Here is an 18,624-nt window from a genome sequence, read left to right as displayed (position 1 = left end):
ATTGGAAATTCATTGCGCGACCTCGACCTCACCAGCCTGCGTCTCTTCGTCACCGTCTGCGAGACCGGCACCATCGTCCGCGCGGGGGAGCGCGCCAGCATCGTCGGCTCGGCCATCAGCAAGCGCCTGGCCCAGCTGGAGGGCCAGGTGGGCACGCCGCTGCTGGTGCGCAAGCGCCACGGCATGGTGCCCACCGCCGCTGGCCAGACCCTGCTGGAACACGCGCGTGCCATGCTCGACAGCGCCGAACGCATCGAGCGCGACATGCAGGGCTACGCCGCCGGCGCGCGCGGGCAGGTGCGCATCCTCGCCTCGGTCTCCGCCATGACCGAGTCGCTGGCCGACGACGTGGCGGCCTTCCTGCAGCAGCCGGCGCACCGCAGCATCCAGGTGGACATGGAAGAGCGCGTGAGTCCGGAGATCGTGCGCGGCGTGCGCGAAGGCATGGCCTCGCTCGGCGTGTGCTGGGACGCGGCGGAGATCGGCAGCCTGCAGTCGCGCCCGTATCGCAGTGACAGGTTGTGCATGGTGGTGCCGCGCGGCCATCCACTGGCGCGCAAGCGCTCGGTGCGCTTCGCGGACACGCTGGATTTCGAGCATGTGAGCCTGCCCGTCAACAGCGCGGTACAGGTCATGCTGCGGCAGGAGGCGGCCCGCCTCGGTCGTGACCTGCGGCATCGCGTGGTGGTGACCAATTTCGAGGCGGCGCTGCGCGTGGTGCGCGCCGGCCTCGCCATCAGCCTCGTCCCGCGCGAGGTGGCGGAGGCACCAGCGGCTGCCTACGGTCTGCAGCTCGTGCCGCTGACCGAGCCCTGGGCCGAGCGGCGCTTCATCGTCTGCTTCCGGGACGAGCAGACGTTGTCGCCGGCGGCGCAGTTGCTGGTGGCGCACCTCGCGGCGCGTGCCGATGGCCCTGCCGCGGAGGCGTCGTCGCTGTCACGCCCAGCCCGGAGGCAAGCTGCATGACGTCCGACACCCTCGACCTGGGGCCCGCGCCGCGCGTGCTCTTCCTCGCCGCCGATGCCGACCGCGTGCGCGCGCAACTGGCCGGTGAGCGCCTCACGCTGGCGGAGGCCGGCGCGCTGCGTGACGACATCTCCACCGACGAGATCACGCCGGTGCGCATCATGGCGCACTATGACGCGCGCCTGGCGCGCTTCCCGTACACCGGCTTCACCACCGCGAACGGCGAGCGCCCGATCGCGCCGGGCGCGGTGCAGGCGGGTGGCTTCGTGGTCACCGTGGGCGGGCGGCGCTACGGCAAAGGTTCCTCGCGCGAGCACAGCCCCGCGGCCGAGAAGGCGGCGGGCATCCGGCTGGTGATCGCGGAAAGCTTCGAGCGCATCTACCGGCAGAACGCCGACAACATCGGCCTGTTCACGAGCACGGACTTCGGTCTGCTGGATCGCATCGCGCGGGGCGAGCCCATCCCGCTGGCCGAGCTGGCCGCGGGCCGCGATGCATTGACGGCCGGCATCCTGCGCGCGGGCGGCCTGCTGCGCTTCGGGCAGGCGCATCTGCGCGATGCGGTGGCCGAGGGTTTCGATGACGAAGCGGCCGCTGGCCCGCCCCGCACGCTGTTCGAGAAGATCCTGCGCCGCCACCTCGTGCGCACCGCGGTCACGCCGCCCGAGCCGCGGCCGGGCGAGGGCTGCTTCGTGCGGGCCGACTGGCGCTTCATCCACGAGTACTACACCGGCATGGCGGCGCACATGCTCGAGGGGCTGGTGGCCGATGCGCCGCTGCACGACGCGGCGTCGATCCGCGTGTTCGAGGACCACACGGCCTACCTCGACGAGAGCCCGGCCCACGCGGGCGAAGGCCTGCGGCCGCTGATGCGCGAGATGATCGGCGCCCAGCGTGACTTCGCGCGACGGCACGGCCTGCGCATGCACCGCACGCGCACGGAAGTGGAAGGCCCCGATCCGACCCGTGACGCGGCCGGCATCTCGCACGCGATGATGGCCGAGCACTACGCGCTGCCCGGCCAGGTGGTGGTGGGCACCGACTCGCACACGCCGCACAGCGGCGCGCTCGGCTGCGTGGCCTTCGGTGTCGGCACGACCGACATGGCCAATGCCTTCGTCACGGGCGCGGTGCGCGTGACGCTGCCGCCGGTGTTGCGGGTGGACCTGCAGGGCCGCCTGCCGGACGGCGTGAGCGCGAAGGACATCGTGCTGCACCTGCTGGCGCTGCCGGCGATCCGTGATGGCGGCGGCGTCGGCCGCGTGTTCGAGTTCACCGGCGACGGGGCGCGCGCGCTCTCCATCGACGAGCGCACCACGCTCACCAACATGACGGCGGAGCTGGGCGGCTTCACCGGCATCGTGGCGCCGGATGAGGAGACAGTGCGCTTCCTGCGCGAGCGGCGTGGTGTCGCGTTCGAGCTGCAGCCGTGGATGCGCAGTGATGAAGGCGCGGCCTACGAGGCGACGCTCACAGTGGATTGCACGCGGCTCAGCCCCTACGTGGCGGCGCCAGGCGACCCGGGCCACGGGCAGCCGATCGCGAGCGTGGCGGAGCGGCCGCGCATCGACATCGCCTATGGCGGCTCGTGCACGGCAGGCAAGCGCGAGGATTTCGAGCACTACCACGCGGTGCTGGCCTGGGGGCTGGCGAACGGCCTGCGCGTGCCGCAGGGGGTGCAGCTCTTCCTGCAGTACGGCACCACGGCCGTGCGCGACTGGTGCGTGGCCCAGGGCTGGGACGCCACCTTCCAGGCCGCTGGGGCGCGGATGCTGCAGCCGGCCTGTGGTGCCTGCGCGAACTGCGGGCCGGGGTCCTCCGTCGAGAGCGGGCAGGTGACCGTGAGTGCGATCAACCGCAACTTCCCGGGCCGCTCCGGACCCGGGCAGGTGTGGCTCGCGAGCCCGGCGACGGTGGCGGCGAGTGCGCTGGCCGGGCGGCTGGTGTCGTTCGGGGAGTTGCGCGGGGAAGCGGGAGGGCGAGGGGCGGGTCGAGTCGAGGGGTGAAACGCTGGGGTTGCGCTGCGCTCCACCCCAGCCTACAGGAACACCGGAGGCCTGGTCTTGCGTAGGCTGGGGTGGAGCGCCAGCGCAACCCCAGCGTTCCCCCTCAAGCCCGCACCATCGCCCGCTGCGCCGACGCCGCCGCGCTGGCATAGGGCGCGGCCTGCTCCCCCACATGGAACCGCGCCACCATGCCCAGCAGCACGCGCGCCTGCTCATTCAGCGCATCGGTGGCCGCCGTCGCCTCTTCCACCAGCGCCGCGTTCTGCTGCACCACGCGCTCCATCTGCGAGACGGCGGTGTTCACCTGGCCGATGCCCTGGCTCTGCTCCTGGCTGGCGGCGGCGATCTCGGCGATCAGCTCGCTCACCTGGCGCACCGAATCCACGATCTCCTGCATCGTCGCGCCGGCCTGGTTCACCAGCCGCGTGCCCGCCTCCACCCGTGACACGGAGTCGCCGATCAGCGTCTTGATTTCCTTGGCCGCCGCCGCGCTGCGCTGGGCCAGGCCGCGCACCTCGGCCGCCACCACCGCGAAGCCGCGCCCCTGATCCCCCGCGCGGGCCGCCTCCACCGCCGCGTTCAGCGCGAGGATGTTGGTCTGGAACGCGATGCCGTCGATCACGCCGATGATGTCGCCGATGCGGCGCGAGGCGCTGGAGATGTCGTTCATGGTCGCCACGACCTTGTCCATGGCTTCGCCTCCACGCGCCGCCACGCTGCTGGCGCCCACGGCCAGCTCGCGCGCCTGCATCGCGTTGCTGGCGTTGTGGGCCACGGTGGCGGTGAGCTGCTCCATGGAGCTGGCGGTCTCTTCCAGCGTGCTGGCCTGTTCCTCGGTGCGCTGCGACAGGTCCACGTGGCCCTGGGCGATCTGGGCGCTGGCGTCGGCGACGGCCCGCGCGCTCTGCAGCACCTGGCTGACCAGGGAGCGCAGCTGCCCGGTCATGGCCTCCAGGCCCACCAGCATCTTCTGCGTCTCGCCATGCGCGGTGACGCCCACGCGCGCGGTCAGGTCGCCTTCGGCCACGCGGCCCACCACATGCGCCGCGGCGCGGATGGATCGCAGGATGCCCTCGCGGATGGACAGCCGCAGCGTGACCGCGAGCACAGCGGTGAGCACCAGGAACACGCCCATCGCCAGCCAGGTGCCGGTGGACTGCGCCGCCTGCACCTCGCCCAGCTGCGTGAGCTGCTGGGCCAGCACTGCACGAGCCGGCCCCGGCGCGCCGGCCAGCGCGGCCTGCAGGGCCTCGGCGCCGGCCGCATGGGCCTGGCTCAAGGCGTGCAGGCCCAGGGCCGCCTGCCCCAGCGACGCGAGCAGCAGCAGGGCCAGAAAGCCGTTCAGCTTGGTGATCACCGACACGTTGCGCATGTTGTCTCCTCCGTGCCCCGACTGTGGCACAGGCGCGGGGGGCTTGTCACCCCAGCGGCAGCGCCAGCTCCAGCACCACGCCGTCGTCGGCATTGCGCGCCGTCACCGCGCCGCCCATCTTGGCCATGTAGGTGCGGGCCACGAACAGGCCCTGGCCGCGGCGCGGGCCCGCCTCTTGCGGGGCGGCGTCGCTCACGCCGTAGTCGAAGATGCGCTCCAGCGCGTCGCTGGCGATGGCGGGGCCCTGGTTGTGGATCGCAGCCACGGCCTGGCCCTCCTGCGTGCGCAGGGTCAGCGTGATCGGCGTGCCTGGGGTGCGGTGGCGCTCGGCATTGCGCAGGATGTGCGTCACCACGTCTTCCAGCGAGAAGGCGTCGGCCCGCACCATCACCGGTGCCGCCGCCGGCGTGTAGCGCACATCGGTGATGCCCGCAAAGCTGGCGTTGGCGGCCACCTCTCGCAGGAAGGCGTCCAGGTCCAGCGGTTCGCGCGCCAGCTGCGCGGCCTCCAGCGCCTCGCTCGGCGACGCCTGGCCGTATAGCACGCGCACCGCCTGCTGCATGCGCTGCACGTACCGGTGGGCCGGATCGGCCGGGTCGGGGTGCAGCACCATCAGCGACTGCAGCGGCGACAGGATCTCGTGGCCCACCGCCTGCAGCATGTCGCGCTCACGCTGGGCGCGCACCTCCTCGCGCTGCACGCCCTCGCGCACGCGCTGCAGCAGGTCGGCCAGGCCGCCGGCCAGGATGCCCAGCTCGTCGCGGCCGCGCAGATCCGACACGTCCAGGGGCGCGATGCGCGCGGCGCCACCCGCCTCGCCCTGCATGCTGCGCGACACGGCGGCGGCGCGGCGCGTCAGCTCCGCGATTCGGCGCACCAGGCCCACCTCCACCACCAGCCAGGCCAGCACGATCGCCATCAGCATCGCGGCCACGTACCACGACAGCCGCGTGGCCGTGGCGCCGAGCGCGGGATCGAGCCCGCGCGCGTCACCGTCCACCCGCACCTCGAAGCGGCCGAGGGGCGTGGCGATGGTCTCGGTGGCGCTTTCGCGGCCACCTGGCGTGGTCACCGGCAGGCGGTCGATCAGCCGAAGGATCAGCGGCGAGGTGCGCTCCGCCGATCCAGTGGCGCCGCTCAGCACCTGCACCGGCCGGGCGGCGCCCTCGCGCGTCAGGGTCACGGTTTCGCCCGGCCGCAGCGTCTGGCGCAGATCGGCCAGCGCGGAGGTCGCCTGCGCACCGCCGGCGTTGCTGTCGAAGACGATGCCGCCCGGCTCCGGCGCCAGCAGTTGCAGGTGCACGCGGATGCGGTCCAGGTCGGCTGGCGGCCAGTCGGGCGCGCCGGCCTGGCCCAGCGGCGCGCGGAACGCCTCCACCGGCAGCCGCATCGAGAAGTGAACGCGGCGCGGGCAGTCGGCCGGCTCCCCGCCGCTCACGCAGGTGGCGCCCTGCCACAGGTGGCCGCGGAAATCACGCACCGGGCGCGCGCCGCTGGCGATGGTGCCGTCGGCGCCAAGGGGGTAGCCGATCAGGCGCCCGCGCACCAGCGGCTCGCCCAGCAGCGACACGCGCTCGAAGGGCGCGAGCCAGGTGAACAGCTCGCCGCGCAGCTCCAGCCGGATGCGGGCGCGGTGTGCCATCTCGACGGCGCTGCCGGGTTCGCGGGACGACAGGTCGCCGGCCAGGAAGCTGCCCACCAGGTACAGGTAGCCGCCCGCGAAGGCGTGCGCGCCGACGGCCACGCACAGCGTGGCCTCATCCGGCCACCGCACGCCGCAGCCGGCCTGGTCCACCGCCTGCTGCACGCGGCTGGGGTCGTCGAAGTCCAGGCCCGGGTACGGCAGCACCAGCGGCCGCATCGGCACCACTGCGGCGTCAGCCTCGGGGTTCAGCAGCGCCAGCTGGCCGGCCGGGTGGCGCAGCCGCGCCATCACCTCGGCCTGCGTCTTGCGGAAGTCCTGGGCGTAGCTGCGGTGGCCCCGTGCCTTCTCGTCCTGCAGCAGCAGCACCGCGAAGGCCAGCGTGGCCAGCGCCAGCAGCAGGAACACGCCGCGCAGCAGCAGCCGGCGCGAGAAGGCCGCCAGGCCCAGGCGCGGCGCGGCGAGCACCGCCGCCAGCCGCTCGGGCGAGGCAGGCGTCATCGGGCGGGCCGGGGCGGTGTGAAGCGGAAGCCCCGCATCGGCACGTTCTCGATGCCGTCGAAGGTGGGGTCCACCTCGCGGAAGGCGTCGCGGATGGTGCTCACGTGCTTGCGCACGTTGTCGCGGTTGCGCCCGCTCTTGACCACGTCGAACAGCTCCTCGTAGCTCACCACCTCGCCGCGGCGCTGCGCTAGCGTGGCCAGGATGCGCTGCGCGGTGAGCGGCAGGTTCACGCGCTGGCCGCGCCACAGCGGTGTGCGCTGCCACAGCGGGTCGAGGCTCAGCTCGTCCTGCGCGGCCTGCGGTGTGCCCTGCAGCGCCCGCCGCTCGCGCGCCACGCGCAGCAGCTCCAGGAAGGTCTCCACGAAGTCCGCCTCCTCGAAGGTGGTCTTCTGCAGGTAGTCCCAGGCGTCCAGCGCCTTCATGATGCTGCGGTAGATGGCCGCCGGCATGGCCGACACCACCAGCACCGGCACGCCGTCGCCGCGCTTGTTGACGGCGTTGATCAGCGCCACGCCGGCATGGCGCTCGCGGCCCAGCTCGATGTCCAGCAGCACCACGTCGTAGGTCTCGCGCGACAGGGCGGCCTCGGCGTCGTCGCGGTTGAACCACTGGTCCACCTGGGCGTCGGGCCGGGCGGAGCGGATCCACCCGGCGAGCTGGCGGCTGAAGGTTTCGTCGTCCTCGATCACGGCGATGCGCGGCATGGCCCGGATCATAGGTGCGGCCCGCCCTGCACGGACGCGTGCCCGCCGGAAGATTTCTTCCGGACCGTGAGCGAAGTGGCCCGGCGCGCGCATTGTTTGCTCCCGGCTGCCTTCGAAGAATGGCCTGCATCGTCACACCTCAAGGAGAGACCGCGATGCACACCCCCAACGCCACCCATCTGCCCACCCCGCGCGCCGCGCTGGCCACCAGCCTGCGCGCCCTGCGTGACCTGGCCCTGCTGGCCGCGGCGGGCCTGGCCGCGGCCTCCATCTGGGCCACCGGCCTGCCGGAGGAGGGTCTGTTGCTCGACGCCGCCCTGTGGAAGGAGGAGGTGGCCGACGCGCGCGCCGACGGCCCCTGGCCGCGGGATGGCTGGTACCGCCTGGAGGCGCGCGACAACGCCGTGGAGGTGCGCGCGGTGCGCCCTGGCGACGGCCAGGCGGTGCCCGATGACGCGTTGTTCTTCCGCCTGCCGGGCACCACCCTCAAGACCGGCCTGCGCCCCACGGCTGCCCGCTCGGGCCTGCTGCAGCCGCTGACCCTGAACCAGGACTACTCACTGCCCTTCGGCCGCGGCCGCGTGGGCCTGCGCGTGGAGGCGGTGCCCAAGGGCCTGCAGTACACGGTGGCCTACGGCGGCCAGACCTACAGCTACACGCTCGCGCCCTTCGACGCCGAGACCACCCAGGTGCGCGCCATGGCCGACCTGGATGGTGATGGCCTGCCGGACTTCCTGGTCGACGTCGGCGGCGACGCCACCTACCTGCTGCTGTCCACCCACGCCCGGCCCGGCGTCAACCGGCCCACGGCGGAGCTCTGGGCGGCCGGCTGCTGAAGCGAATGCCCTTCTGAACACCCAACCCACCCGATGGAGCCTTCCATGCTGCACACCCTCACCCGCACCGCGCGCGCCGTCCGCCTGACCGTGGCGCGCTGGCTGCGCCGCCCCGATTCCGGCGGCGCGCCGCTGCCCAGCGCCGAGGCCACGCTCGGCGGCCTGGCCCGCCTGCGCACCACCTTCGCCGTGATCGGCGGTCTGGCCATCGTCGGCGGCCTGCTCGTCGCCTATCCGCCCCTGCGCAGCGCCGGCCCGGGCGAGCTGGGCGTGCGCACCAACCTCGTCACCGGCAGCGTGATCCAGTGGCGCGAGGGCAGCGTGCTGCTGCTGCCCGGGCTGCACCAGGCGCAGGTGTTCTCGCTGCGCGACCGCGTGTACAAGCCCGAGCAGCTGGCACGCGCCACGGGCGGTGCCGCGCTGCAGTCGGTGGAAGGCCTCTCGGTCGGCGTCGACCTCACGGTGCGCTACGCGCTGGACCCGGCGCGTGTGAGCACGGTGTTCCGCACGCTGCCCGACAACGTGGGCGGCGAGATCGTGGAGCCGGCGGTGCAGGGCGTGGTCTACAAGGTCTTCGCCCGCTATACGGTGCGCGAGATCTTCTCCAGCAAGCGCGCGGAGATCCAGCAGGCGCTGGAGCAGGAGATCCGCACCCGGCTGGCGGCCGACGGCGTGGTGGTGCGCAACGTGCTCGTGGGCCAGATCGACCTGCCCGCCGACTACAAGCGCGGCATGGAAGGCTTGCTGGCCGAGGAACTGGCCACGCAGAAGATGCGCTACACGCTGGAGCTGAAGGACAAGCAGGTGAAGGAGGGCGAGCTGGAGGCCGCCGCCGAGAAGGTGCGGCGCGAGGTACGCGCCGAGGCCGCCGCGCGTGAGCAGGTGATCGCGGCGCGCGCGCAGGAGGAGGCAATGAAGCACGTGCTGCCCTTCAAGGAGCGCCAGATCCAGCAGCGCCAGCTGGAGGCCGAGGCCGAGAAGCAGGTGCGCCTGAAGGTGGCCGAGGGCAACGCCCAGGCGCGGCGCATCGAGGCCAACGGCGAGGCCGACGCGCGCCGCAAGCTGGCCGAGGCCGAGGCCTTCCGCATGGAGAAGGTGGGCCAGGCGAACGCGGAGCAGATGGCGCGCGAGGGCTCGCTCATCACGCGGCACCCGCTCCTGATCCAGAAGGCGCTGGCCGACAAGCTGTCGGACAAGGTGCAGGTGATCATCGCGCCGCCCGGCGCCGGTGGCGGCTTCCTCGCGGCCAACCTGCTGGGCGGCGGCATGGCGACCCAGGCCGGTGCGGCCACGCCGCAGCAGACCGCCGCCCGCCAGGGCGAGGAGGAGTGAGCATGGCCGCCGCCACCCTGGCCGTGTTGGCCGCCGCGGCCACGCTTCAGACGGCCATCGTCACCACCGACCAGGCCGTGCTGCGCGCCGCGCCGCGCGACGGCGCCGCCGCGCAGACGCAGCTGTGGCAGGGCGAGGCGCTGGAGGTGCGCGGCGAGCGTCTGGACTACCTGCAGGTGTGGGACCACGCCCGTGAGCGCGGCGGCTACGTCAAGGCCACCCAGGTGCGGCGCGTGACGCTGACGCCGGCGGAGGCACCGGACCTGCTGGCCGTGCTGCGCTTCATGCGCGAGGCGCCGGGCGCGGAGGCGCTGGGCATCGCCATCGCCGCGGCCTGGCTGCAGGCGGCGCCGGCCGAGGCGGTGCGCGGGCCGGCCGGCGCCGAGGCGCTGGACGCGCTGGGCCAGATGGCCGAGCGGCTGGCCGCGCGTGCGACGGCGAACGCCGGCACCGGCAAGGCGCAGGCCACGATGACGGCTCACCTGGATGTGGCCTCGCGCTACGGCGTGAAGTTCACCAGCTACGAACAGCCGGAAGGCATGCGCATCTGCTACGACGGCGATGCCTTCCGCCGCCTGCTGGCCCTGCCGGCAGCGCAACCCGCGCAGCAGGCGCGCGCCGCGCTCGCGCTCAGCCAGCCCGACTGCGCGGATCCGCGGATGGGCGCGGAAGACCGCCGGCGCCTGCAGCAATGGCAGGCGGAGCTGGTGCAGCAGGTGGATGCACAGGCCTTGCCGCCGCACCTGAAGGCGCGCCTCGCACTGCGCCGCGCATCGGCGTGGAGCAGCGTGGCCCATGCGCAGGCGCGCCGCGGCGAGGCGGCGCAGGAGGCCGCGCAGCGCGCGCTGGATGCGCTGGGCTCGGTGCAGCGCGCCGACTTGGTGGATGACGATGTGCCGGCCTGGCACGACGCGGTGATGCGCACCAACGCGGTCCGCTGGGCGGTGCTGCCGCAGGGCGACGCCTTGCGCGGACCGGTGCGCATCGAGTTGCAGGCCGGGCAGCAGGGGGAGACGTGCGTGGCGCTGGTGGCGGACGCGGCGTCGGACCGGTCGTCCGCGTCCACCCACGGGGTTCAACGCACGGCGACCGCGAACCCGCGCGCAAGCGTCGCAGCGACCCGCGAACTCGCGCGCCGCTGCACCTACGCGCTGGTGTGGCCGCAGTCGGCCACGCTCAACCGCGAAGGCAACGCGCTGGCCCTGGCGGTGCAGCCGCTGGACGGCTGGCGCGAGCTGTGGGTGTTCCGTCGCGAAGGCCGCGAGTGGCGCATCGACGTGCTGCCGCCGGCCAGCCTGCAGCCCGGCATCGGCTATGCCGAGTTCGCAGGCTGGGTGCCCGGCGGCCGCCAGATGCTGGTGGCACGCGAGGCGCGTGGCGAAGGCCGCTACCGCCGCAGCTATGACGTGGTGGACCTGGACACCCTGGCCACGCAGCGCCAGGCGGCGGACCCGGCCGTGCTGGGCCCCTTCCAGCGCTGGCAGGACGCCGGCTGGAAGCGCATGACGGTGAGCCTGCGATGAGCAGCCCCTTGCAGGCGATGGCGTGGCGTGTGGCGGCCGGTGCCCTGCTGGGCGCCGTGCTCGGCCTCGTGGCGGTGCAGGCCGTGGCGTGGTGGCAGGCGCTCGGGCCGGTGCCCGCCGGGCTGGGCGTGTGGTGGGTGAAGGCGCGGCACGAGTGGCCGGTGGACGCAGGGCATGCCGCGCCCGCCAGCCTGCGCGTCTTCCGCCTGCCGGCGCGCACGGCGCGCGTGCTGCATCGGGACGGCACGCGCTACCTGCGACAAGCGGCCGGCGGCCCGGTGCGCACGGTCACTGGCGACTGGTCCACCTGGGGCGCCTGGTCCGAGACGCCGCTGCGCCCGGCCCTCGCGTCCCCCGGCGAACGCTACGACGTGCGCCGCCGCCTGTGCAGCGACCGCCCGTGCGCGGCGGTGGATGCGCACCTGCTGCGTGACCTGGAGGAAGCCGTCAACACGCCGGGGAGCTTCACTGCGCAAGGACGGCCCGGGCTGCTGGTGGTGAGCCCGTACCGGCGGCGGGTGTACTTCGTGGGTGGGGTGTGAGGCGCCCCTGGTCGTCCCTGCGCGGGCGGAGACCCAGGAGATCTTTGGCATGCCGCCACTGCCTGGATTCCCGACTTCGCAATGGCGTTTGGCATGAGAGGCGCTGACCGACTTGCCCGGTAGGCCCCGACTCTACCGACAGGTTGGGTCGCATCGACGTTTCACACATGACACCAGGATCCGCCGCCGTCCTTCAGGCCGCTGCTTGCTTCGTGCTCGCGCTTGACTCGTTTGTTCCGGCGAAACGAAGGGCACCTTCTTGCATCACTTCTCAAAACAGAGAGGCATGGTGGCATACGAGGTTCCAGGAAGTGGCGGAGTTCAGCACAACCTGGACGTCGGAGTCGACTGGTCATCGAGGAACGAAGCCAGCAATGCAGGCGCCTTTGGCCGCCTGCGTCGAACAACCTCGCTGGATCCAGTGCTGAAACAAGTCATCGCAGACCTCCTTCGGGCTTCTCCGTCTGATCGAACTCGCACCGATACCAACTGTTCTCGTTGAACATGCAGGGCTTGTTGAACGAATCGTTAGCGAATTTGCAGCCCTCGAACACACACTCCACGAACCGACATCCTGCAAAGGTCACACCGGCAAACTCGCAGCTCCGGAACGTCACGCCGACGAAGGTTGCGGTATTGAACAGAGACCAGTACCAGTCCCACCTCTCGAGCGTGCAGTCGAGCAACGCCCCGGATGGCCCACCGCCCTCAAACTGTATGCCTTTGAACTCGCAGAAGCGAAGGACCGCATCCTCCCACTGCTTTGGGAGAGACCTCTGAGTCTCGAAAGTCTCACTCTCGATTAGCATGAGGTCTAACGAGAAGTGACCGGCAAGTTGCGGCACGGTGCTCCGAGGTGCGGGATATCCAACGGCGCCGCGCGACGCCTTGCCGCAATGAGGCTGAGTCGACCGACCTGTCAAGGCTCACTGAGCGTCCTCATCACGACAAAATGCGGCGAGCTGCCAAACTCCTTCATGTGATCGGACAGATGAATGTGCCCATAGGCCTCCCCCATCCGCTCCTTCTCGCTGGCGCAGAGCCGGAGGAAGTCCGCCAGCCGTCGGAGCTCAGTTGGCGTTCCGTTCACCGTCACTTCAGCAAGTTCGGCTGGGACGATGTCTTCGTTCCGCATGCCCTTGTCAGAATAGCCATAGGGTTTCATGGAAGGGTGACCCTCAGTCTCTCCACCATGGGAGCTTCCGGGACACCCGATCCATCAGCGACTCCGTTTCCCGTGTGTAGGTGACACTGAACGCCAAGGCGCATACCAGCCAATAGAGAGCGGCATGCACGAACGACATCGGAAAGAGCCACCACGCAACGGGCACGAAAGTTGCGCCGAACACCAGGAGTGCGGCGGGAAACCTCCGCAAGGGCTTGGGCCACAATCGGCGCTCGGCGGGCATGGAGAGTTCTAACGAATCGAAGGGACTTCTCTGTGCCGAGCCAGACGCGGACTTCCGGCGACCGGTATCGAAGAGCCACGACGGGCAGTGCATCCTCTCATCAACGCTTTGCTGGAGTGGAGAGGGCGATGCCCATCGTCTCTCTGGGAGCCGATCTCGCCAAGAACGTCTTCGCCCTGCGTAGGGTCGAAGCAGAAGGGCGTGGCTAGCTGCTGGAACTGATGGCCTGCCTGCCGCCTTGCCCAATCGGCATGGATGCCTGCTCGTGCGCCCACCACTGGGCTCACTGGTTCCGGGCCCAGGTAGTTCCTCATCCCAGCGCTTCGCGCACGATCTTCGGGTGCTTGCGTGCGATGCGAATGAGCGCCTGCGCGGCACCGGACGGCGAGCGACGGCCTTGCTCCCACTCCTGCAGCGTGCGTTTGGAGATGCTGAGCGCGGAAGCAAACTCGGCCTGCGACAAGCCTGTGCCTTGGCGCGCCTCGACAACTTCGTTGACTTCGACCTGCGTCACGCGCCCATAGCGGCCCGCCTTCATCTCGCGCACGGACTGCAGCAACATGCGGCCGAACGCTTCCGATTCTTCGGTTTTTCCTGCTTGTTTACGAGAGGTCATCTTCCAGTTCCATCCGAATCTGTCTGAGGATGTGCGCAGGGATGTCATCTCGCTTGGACTTCGGATAAACCAGCAGCATGCACAGTTCACCTTCGGCCAGCCGCGCGAAATAGATCACCCTCGAACCCCCTTGCTTGCCCATGCCGCTACGCGCCCAGCGCACCTTGCGACAGCCTCCACTTCGAGGAATGACGTCGCCCGCCTCCGGCTCATTCGCCAGCCAGGCTAAGAACTCAAGGCGCTCTTCTTCCGTCCAGATCTTCGACGCCTCGGCAACAAATGTTGGGGTCTCGAAGACGGTCAGCACCATGGGAATGTACGTCAAAGACGTATCGTTCGCAATCGGCAGCAGCCATCCACGGATGAAGGTTGACGAAATGAGGCACCTACGCAGCCCCTTCGCAAGTTGACAGGAACGTCACCCAACCCCGCACCCACCCAGCGCACAATCACCCAATGATCACCCTCCCCAAGGACGCCCGCCAGCAGGCGATCACCTCCATCGAGCGCTACTTCCGCGAGCACATGGATGAGCCCATCGGCAACATCGCAGCCGCAGGGCTGCTGGGCTTCCTGCTGGAGGAGATCGGCCCCGTGATCTACAACCAGGCGGTGCAGGACGTGCAGGAGCGGCTGCGCCAGCGCGTGGAGGAGATCGACCTGGAGGTGCACGAGGATCCGTTCACCTTCTGGCGCAAGTTCGACGCCGCCCGCAAGGGGCGGTAGGCGCGGCAGCCTCGCCGCGCACAGGTGCGCAAGGGGACGTCCGGCCCCCGTCGGGGTTTGCCCGGGGTGTCCCGGAACGGCCAATCAATGTCCCGGATTGCTAAGGTGAAAAGTGGATGCGCGTCAAAGAATCCGCCCATGACGACGCCCATTCACGCCATCCCCACGGGCGCCGTCTCCCCTCAACCCAAGCCCTGAAGGAGACACGCCCATGCAATTCCTCGACGATTCCCTGCTGCCGGAGAACCAGCAACCCCTGGTGATCCAGGTTGCGCCCTACGGCCCGGAGTTCCTGCCCGGCGATTCCGACGACATCCCGGTGACGATGGATGAGCAGGTGCAGAAGGCGGTGGACTGCTGGAACGCCGGCGCCACGGTGCTGCACGTGCATGTGCGCGAGGCCGATGGCAAGGGCAGCAAGCGCCTGTCGATGTTCAACGAGATGCTGGCCCGCCTGCGCGAGGCGGTGCCGAAGATGCTGCTGCAGGTGGGCGGCTCCATCTCCTTCGCGCCTGAAGGCGAGGGCAGCGATGCGAAGTGGCTGAACGACGACACGCGCCACATGCTGGCCGAGCTCATGCCCGCGCCGGACCAGGTGACCATCGCCATCAACACCAACCAGATGAACGTGTGCGAGCTGATGTCGGCCGACGACGTGGCTGGCACCTCGCTGGCCCTGCCGGCCTATCAGGCGGCGTACACGGAGATGACCATTCCCTCCGGACCCGCCTTCGTGGCCGAGCACCTGAAGCGTCTGCAGGCCGCCGGCATCCAGCCGCACTTCATGCTGGGCGATGCGGGTCAGCTGGAGACGGTGGAGCGCCTTATTCGCCGCGGCGTCTACAAGGGCCCGCTGGTGCTCAACTGGGTGGGCATCGGTGGTGGCGCGGACGGCCCCAATCCCTACAACATGATGGAGTTCGTGCGCCGCGTGCCGCCGGGCGCGGTGCTCACCATCGAGAGCATCATGCGCAACGTGCTGCCGCTGAACACGATGGCCATCGCCATGGGTCTGCATGTGCGCTGCGGCATCGAGGACAACCTCTGGGGCCGCAAGGGCGAGCGCATGACGAGCGTGCAGCAGATCGAGCAGCTGGTGCGCATCTCGCGCGAGCTGCATCGTGAGGTGGCCACGGGCGACGAGGCGCGCCGCATCTACCAGATCGGCACTGCGTACGGCAGCGTGGACGAGACCCTGGCCGCGCTGGGCTATGCGCCCAACCGCCAGGCCGGCCAGCTGGGCGTGATGCCGCTGCGGCGCGCCGCCTGATCCGCCGTTGCGCGGGGGCTCGGTCCCCCGTGGGTCCTGTGCGGGCTGCCCCTGTCCACTGCGCAACAAGCCGGTTCCGGGCGCTCCCGTACCATCGCGCGAAACAGCCCGAAGCCGCGCCATGGAGACGACCCCCACCCCGCCCGCCCCGCCGCCTTTCCAGGCCATCGCCGACCTGATGCGCGCGCATGCCCGCGCACGCCCTGCGCAAGTGGCCTTGCGCCAGGGGGACCAGCTGCTGCGCTGGGCGGAACTGGATGCCGCAATGGACCGCGTGGCCGCCACGCTGCAACACGAGGGCATCGCGCCGCGCGAAGCCATCGCGATCTGCGGGCACAACAGCCTGGACTACGCGGTGCTGTTCCTGGGCGCGCTGCGGGCCGGCGTGACCGTGGCGCCGCTGCCCACCGGCACCACGGTGGCCCAGCTCGAAGGCATGGTGGCCGACAGCGGGGCGCGCCGCTTCTTCGTCGATGCCTCAGTGCCCGCGTGCGCGCCGAACGTGCCGCGCACGCGCATGGACGACGCCGACGCGCTGCGCGCCTGGCTGGTTCCGCCGGGCACGAAGCCGGCCCGCGTCAAGGTGAAGCCCGATTGGGCCTTCAACATCATCTATTCCTCCGGCACCACCGGCACGCCCAAGGGCATCATCCAGTCGCACGGCATGCGCTGGCTGCACGTGGCGCGCGCCGACAACTACGGCTACGGGCCGGACTCGGTGGCGATGGTGGCCACCTCGCTGTGCTCCAACACCACGCTGGTCTGCTTCTTCCCGGCCATGGCCAAGGGCGGTTGCGCGGTGCTGACCGAGGGCCGGTTCGACGCCGCCGGCTACCTGGCGCTGGCCGAGCGGGTGCGCGCCACGCACGCCATGCTGGTGCCGGTGCAGTACCAGCGCCTGATGGCCGTGCCCGACTTCGACCGCTACGACCTGAAGTCCTTCCACATGAAGTTCTGCACCAGTGCGCCCTTCGCCGCCGCGCTGAAGGCCGACGTGCTGCGGCGCTGGCCCGGCGGCCTGGTGGAGTACTACGGCATGACGGAAGGCGGCGGCACCTGCATCCTGGAGGCGCACCTCTACCCCGACAAGCTGCACACCGTGGGCAAGCCGGCGGAAGGGCATGACATCCGCCTGCTCGACGAAGCGGGCCGCGAGGTGCCCGCGGGCGAGATCGGCGAGGTGGTGGGCCGCTCCGGCGCCATGATGACGGCGTATCACAACCAGCCCGCCAAGACGCGCGAAGCCGAGTGGTACGACGAGCCCGGCAACCGCTTCATCCGCACCGGCGACGTGGGGCGCTTCGACGCCGACGGCTTCCTCACGCTGATGGACCGTCGCAAGGACATGATCATCAGCGGCGGCTTCAACGTGTACCCGAGTGACCTGGAGGCGGTGCTGCGTGAACACCCCGCGGTGGCGGATGTCGCCGTGGTGGGCGTGCCTTCGGCGGAGTGGGGCGAGACGCCGGCGGCTTTTGTCGTGCCGCGCGCAGGCGCGCCGGAGCCGGAAGACTTGCGTGCGTGGGCGAATGAGCGCCTGGGGAAGATCCAGCGCCTGGCCGCGGTGCGCTACCTGGACGAGCTGCCGCGCAGCGACATCGGCAAGGTGCTGAAGCGGGAGTTGCGCGAGCGGTTCGCGGGCCGGGGATGAGTGGTCGTCACGCCGCCGACAGGAGCCCCAGTTCCGCGTCGCTCGCGCTCACGCCGTACTTGTCCTTCGGCGGCCACGGCCGGCTGCGCCAATGCGGCTCGAACACGAAGGAGGATCGCGTGCGCCCTGGCAGCACCGCGCCATTGCCAGCGCCCTTGGCGTAGTCGTAGTACAGCTTCACGATCTCCTCGCGGCTGGCCTGCTGGGCGGCGGGGTGGGCGAGGCAGGCATCGATCCAGCGGCGCACGCGGTCGAAGCGCGGCTCCGCAGGCAGGGTGAAGCCCTCGTAGTACTCGACGAACCAGAAGCGCATGAAGATGGGCGTGAATACCGCCTCGGCCCAGCCGAAGGCCTCGAACAGGAACACGCCGTCTGGCGCATGCTCCAGCAGAAAGTCATTCAGCCGCGCGTACTGGTTCAGCAGGCCATTGCGCAGGGCCTCGGTGCGGGCCGGGTCCTGGTTCATCACGAAGCCGTAGCCGGCGTTGACCAGGTCGCCCTCCATGCGGCACAGCATGCCCTCCACTGCGTGGCGATAGGGGTCGCGCTGCGCGACCGGCGGATCGGGGAACACATCCTCCAGGTACCGCAGGATGACCATGCTCTCCTTCAGGATGCGGCCATCGGCCAGCTCCAGCACCGGCAGCATCGTGGAGCCGCGCGTCTTGCGCAGCAACTCGGGCGGGCGCGGCACCGTCACGTCGACCACCTCGAAGCGCAGCGCGTCGGGGATGCCCTTCAGCGCCAGCAGGATCTGGATGCGCTGGCAGAAGGGGCAGACGGGGATGTGGAAGAGGGTGGGGCGGGTCATGGGCGTGTCAATGGTCGACTGATTTTGTCGGGCAATGATGATTCGCGGTCAATCCCTCAAGTTTGTGTGGATATTTTCACGACCCCGTCGCTCCTCGCCGTGCCATCGGCTGCTGCGGCGCCGCAGAATGGGCGCCCGATGAAATCCGACTGCCCGACGACGATGACCGCCCGCCTCGCCCTTGCCGCCGCCCTGCTCGCGGCCGCCCTGCCTGCTGCCGCCCAGACCATGAAGCCCGGCCTGTGGGAGATCCGCAACCGCATGACGAACAACCCGCAGATGGATCAGGCCATGGCCGAGATGCAGAAGCAGCTGGCCGCCATGCCGCCCGAGCAGCGCAAGCAGATGGAGGCCATGATGGCCCAGCAGGGCGTGCGCATGATGCCGGGCGCCCAGGGCATGACCGTGCAGGTGTGCATGACCAAGGAGCAGGTCGAGCGCAACGAGATGCCCATGAGCCAGGGCGACTGCAAGATCACCAGCCAGTCGCGCAGCGGCGGCACGGTGAAGATGGCCTTTGCCTGCACCAACCCGCCCACCACGGGCGAGGGCCAGTTCACGATGAACGGGTCCGACGGCTACACCAGCCAGATGACCGTCAAGTCCACGATGCAGGGCAAGACCGAGACCACCAGCATGGAAGGCTCGGGCAAGTGGCTGGGCGCCGACTGCGGCAGCGTGAAGCCGATGCAGATGCCGCGCAAGTAGCCGGCC

At 70.6% G+C, this 18,624-nt stretch carries 18 protein-coding genes; 10 read left to right on the top strand and 8 right to left on the bottom strand.

The genetic code is table 11. The annotated features are described in order from the left end of the window. Positions 1-12: 12 nt before the first annotated feature. Positions 13-966 (top strand): LysR family transcriptional regulator, encoded by a 954-nt coding sequence (locus tag ACE3T5_RS04315; RefSeq protein ID WP_374664826.1) that lies wholly within the window; start codon positions 13-15, stop codon positions 964-966. Further along, positions 963-2,972 carry an aconitase family protein gene (locus ACE3T5_RS04310; RefSeq protein ID WP_374664824.1) on the top strand — a complete coding sequence of 670 codons (2,010 nt, stop codon included), beginning with the start codon at positions 963-965 and terminating at the stop codon, positions 2,970-2,972. The genes ACE3T5_RS04315 and ACE3T5_RS04310 overlap by 4 nt, the downstream gene beginning before the upstream one ends. 103 nt (positions 2,973-3,075) lie before the next feature. Here ACE3T5_RS04310 and ACE3T5_RS04305 read toward each other — a convergent pair whose 3' ends face one another. The 3 genes from ACE3T5_RS04305 to ACE3T5_RS04295 are packed head-to-tail and all read right to left on the bottom strand — an operon-like array spanning position 3,076 to position 7,194. Beyond that, positions 3,076-4,344, bottom strand: coding sequence for a methyl-accepting chemotaxis protein (locus ACE3T5_RS04305; protein ID WP_374664822.1), 1,269 nt, complete (start codon positions 4,342-4,344; stop codon positions 3,076-3,078). A gap of 46 nt (positions 4,345-4,390) precedes the next feature. After that, positions 4,391-6,487, bottom strand: a complete 2,097-nt coding sequence (locus tag ACE3T5_RS04300; protein WP_374664820.1) for a sensor histidine kinase — start codon at positions 6,485-6,487, stop codon at positions 4,391-4,393. Next, complete coding sequence (locus ACE3T5_RS04295) at positions 6,484-7,194, bottom strand: response regulator transcription factor (protein WP_374664818.1); 711 nt, start codon at positions 7,192-7,194, stop codon at positions 6,484-6,486. Before ACE3T5_RS04295 ends, ACE3T5_RS04300 begins: the two co-directional genes overlap by 4 nt. Positions 7,195-7,349: 155 nt before the next feature. On the opposite strand from ACE3T5_RS04295, the gene ACE3T5_RS04290 reads away from it, so the two are divergent. The 4 genes from ACE3T5_RS04290 to ACE3T5_RS04275 are packed head-to-tail and all read left to right on the top strand — an operon-like array spanning position 7,350 to position 11,427. Further along, on the top strand, positions 7,350-8,030 hold the full coding sequence (locus ACE3T5_RS04290; protein ID WP_374664816.1) for a hypothetical protein: 681 nt from the start codon (positions 7,350-7,352) through the stop codon (positions 8,028-8,030). Between the two features lie 45 nt (positions 8,031-8,075). Further along, a complete protein-coding gene (locus ACE3T5_RS04285; RefSeq protein WP_374664814.1) occupies positions 8,076-9,362 on the top strand; it encodes an SPFH domain-containing protein in 1,287 nt (428 codons plus the stop codon). Positions 9,363-9,364: 2 nt separating this feature from the next. Continuing rightward, a complete protein-coding gene (locus ACE3T5_RS04280) occupies positions 9,365-10,885 on the top strand; it encodes a hypothetical protein (RefSeq protein ID WP_374664812.1) in 1,521 nt (506 codons plus the stop codon). Next, positions 10,882-11,427 (top strand): hypothetical protein, encoded by a 546-nt coding sequence (locus tag ACE3T5_RS04275; protein WP_374664810.1) that lies wholly within the window; start codon positions 10,882-10,884, stop codon positions 11,425-11,427. Before ACE3T5_RS04280 ends, ACE3T5_RS04275 begins: the two co-directional genes overlap by 4 nt. A 434-nt stretch (positions 11,428-11,861) precedes the next feature. Here ACE3T5_RS04275 and ACE3T5_RS04270 read toward each other — a convergent pair whose 3' ends face one another. From ACE3T5_RS04270 to ACE3T5_RS04255, 4 genes are all read right to left on the bottom strand, one after another. Then, positions 11,862-12,272 carry a pentapeptide repeat-containing protein gene (locus ACE3T5_RS04270; RefSeq protein ID WP_374664808.1) on the bottom strand — a complete coding sequence of 137 codons (411 nt, stop codon included), beginning with the start codon at positions 12,270-12,272 and terminating at the stop codon, positions 11,862-11,864. 74 nt (positions 12,273-12,346) lie between these two features. Next, positions 12,347-12,592 (bottom strand): hypothetical protein, encoded by a 246-nt coding sequence (locus ACE3T5_RS04265; protein WP_374664806.1) that lies wholly within the window; start codon positions 12,590-12,592, stop codon positions 12,347-12,349. A 554-nt stretch (positions 12,593-13,146) separates the two neighbouring features. Continuing rightward, positions 13,147-13,452: a helix-turn-helix domain-containing protein gene (locus ACE3T5_RS04260; RefSeq protein WP_374664804.1), complete on the bottom strand. Its 306-nt coding sequence runs from the start codon at positions 13,450-13,452 to the stop codon at positions 13,147-13,149. Next, positions 13,439-13,762 (bottom strand): transcriptional regulator, encoded by a 324-nt coding sequence (locus ACE3T5_RS04255; RefSeq protein WP_374664802.1) that lies wholly within the window; start codon positions 13,760-13,762, stop codon positions 13,439-13,441. Before ACE3T5_RS04255 ends, ACE3T5_RS04260 begins: the two co-directional genes overlap by 14 nt. Before the next feature lie 146 nt (positions 13,763-13,908). Here ACE3T5_RS04255 and ACE3T5_RS04250 point away from each other — a divergent pair, with 146 nt between their 5' ends. The 3 genes from ACE3T5_RS04250 (at position 13,909) to ACE3T5_RS04240 (ending at position 17,099) form a co-directional block, all read left to right on the top strand. Next, positions 13,909-14,178 carry a DUF2164 domain-containing protein gene (locus ACE3T5_RS04250; RefSeq protein WP_374664800.1) on the top strand — a complete coding sequence of 90 codons (270 nt, stop codon included), beginning with the start codon at positions 13,909-13,911 and terminating at the stop codon, positions 14,176-14,178. Between the two features lie 211 nt (positions 14,179-14,389). Beyond that, positions 14,390-15,448 (top strand): 3-keto-5-aminohexanoate cleavage protein, encoded by a 1,059-nt coding sequence (locus ACE3T5_RS04245; protein ID WP_374664798.1) that lies wholly within the window; start codon positions 14,390-14,392, stop codon positions 15,446-15,448. Between the two features lie 121 nt (positions 15,449-15,569). Then, on the top strand, positions 15,570-17,099 hold the full coding sequence (locus ACE3T5_RS04240) for a class I adenylate-forming enzyme family protein (RefSeq protein WP_374664796.1): 1,530 nt from the start codon (positions 15,570-15,572) through the stop codon (positions 17,097-17,099). 7 nt (positions 17,100-17,106) lie between these two features. Here the strand turns inward: ACE3T5_RS04240 and ACE3T5_RS04235 are convergent, their stop codons facing one another. Further along, positions 17,107-17,910, bottom strand: a complete 804-nt coding sequence (locus ACE3T5_RS04235; RefSeq protein WP_374664794.1) for a glutathione S-transferase family protein — start codon at positions 17,908-17,910, stop codon at positions 17,107-17,109. 138 nt (positions 17,911-18,048) lie between these two features. On the opposite strand from ACE3T5_RS04235, the gene ACE3T5_RS04230 reads away from it, so the two are divergent. After that, entirely contained in the window at positions 18,049-18,618 is a 570-nt protein-coding gene (locus ACE3T5_RS04230; RefSeq protein ID WP_374664792.1) for a DUF3617 domain-containing protein, read from the top strand. Positions 18,619-18,624 lie beyond the last annotated feature (6 nt).

The organism is Ramlibacter sp. (assembly GCF_041916345.1).
Taxonomy (GTDB): Bacteria; Pseudomonadota; Gammaproteobacteria; order Burkholderiales; family Burkholderiaceae_C; genus Ramlibacter.
The sequence above is the reverse complement of the archived record's forward strand: the minus strand, read 5'-3'. Positions and strand labels throughout refer to the sequence as shown.

Bases quoted from the DNA above. Each gene is read 5' to 3' on its own strand.
- ACE3T5_RS04310 (WP_374664824.1), top strand. From the start codon at position 963: ATGACGTCCGACACCCTCGACCTGGGGCCCGCGCCGCGCGTGCTCTTC.
- ACE3T5_RS04305 (WP_374664822.1), bottom strand. From the start codon at position 4,344: ATGCGCAACGTGTCGGTGATCACCAAGCTGAACGGCTTTCTGGCCCTG.
- ACE3T5_RS04300 (WP_374664820.1), bottom strand. From the start codon at position 6,487: ATGACGCCTGCCTCGCCCGAGCGGCTGGCGGCGGTGCTCGCCGCGCCG.
- ACE3T5_RS04295 (WP_374664818.1), bottom strand. From the start codon at position 7,194: ATGCCGCGCATCGCCGTGATCGAGGACGACGAAACCTTCAGCCGCCAG.
- ACE3T5_RS04290 (WP_374664816.1), top strand. From the start codon at position 7,350: ATGCACACCCCCAACGCCACCCATCTGCCCACCCCGCGCGCCGCGCTG.
- ACE3T5_RS04285 (WP_374664814.1), top strand. From the start codon at position 8,076: ATGCTGCACACCCTCACCCGCACCGCGCGCGCCGTCCGCCTGACCGTG.
- ACE3T5_RS04280 (WP_374664812.1), top strand. From the start codon at position 9,365: ATGGCCGCCGCCACCCTGGCCGTGTTGGCCGCCGCGGCCACGCTTCAG.
- ACE3T5_RS04275 (WP_374664810.1), top strand. From the start codon at position 10,882: ATGAGCAGCCCCTTGCAGGCGATGGCGTGGCGTGTGGCGGCCGGTGCC.
- ACE3T5_RS04265 (WP_374664806.1), bottom strand. From the start codon at position 12,592: ATGAAACCCTATGGCTATTCTGACAAGGGCATGCGGAACGAAGACATC.
- ACE3T5_RS04260 (WP_374664804.1), bottom strand. From the start codon at position 13,452: ATGACCTCTCGTAAACAAGCAGGAAAAACCGAAGAATCGGAAGCGTTC.
- ACE3T5_RS04255 (WP_374664802.1), bottom strand. From the start codon at position 13,762: ATGGTGCTGACCGTCTTCGAGACCCCAACATTTGTTGCCGAGGCGTCG.
- ACE3T5_RS04250 (WP_374664800.1), top strand. From the start codon at position 13,909: ATGATCACCCTCCCCAAGGACGCCCGCCAGCAGGCGATCACCTCCATC.
- ACE3T5_RS04245 (WP_374664798.1), top strand. From the start codon at position 14,390: ATGCAATTCCTCGACGATTCCCTGCTGCCGGAGAACCAGCAACCCCTG.
- ACE3T5_RS04240 (WP_374664796.1), top strand. From the start codon at position 15,570: ATGGAGACGACCCCCACCCCGCCCGCCCCGCCGCCTTTCCAGGCCATC.
- ACE3T5_RS04235 (WP_374664794.1), bottom strand. From the start codon at position 17,910: ATGACCCGCCCCACCCTCTTCCACATCCCCGTCTGCCCCTTCTGCCAG.
- ACE3T5_RS04230 (WP_374664792.1), top strand. From the start codon at position 18,049: ATGAAATCCGACTGCCCGACGACGATGACCGCCCGCCTCGCCCTTGCC.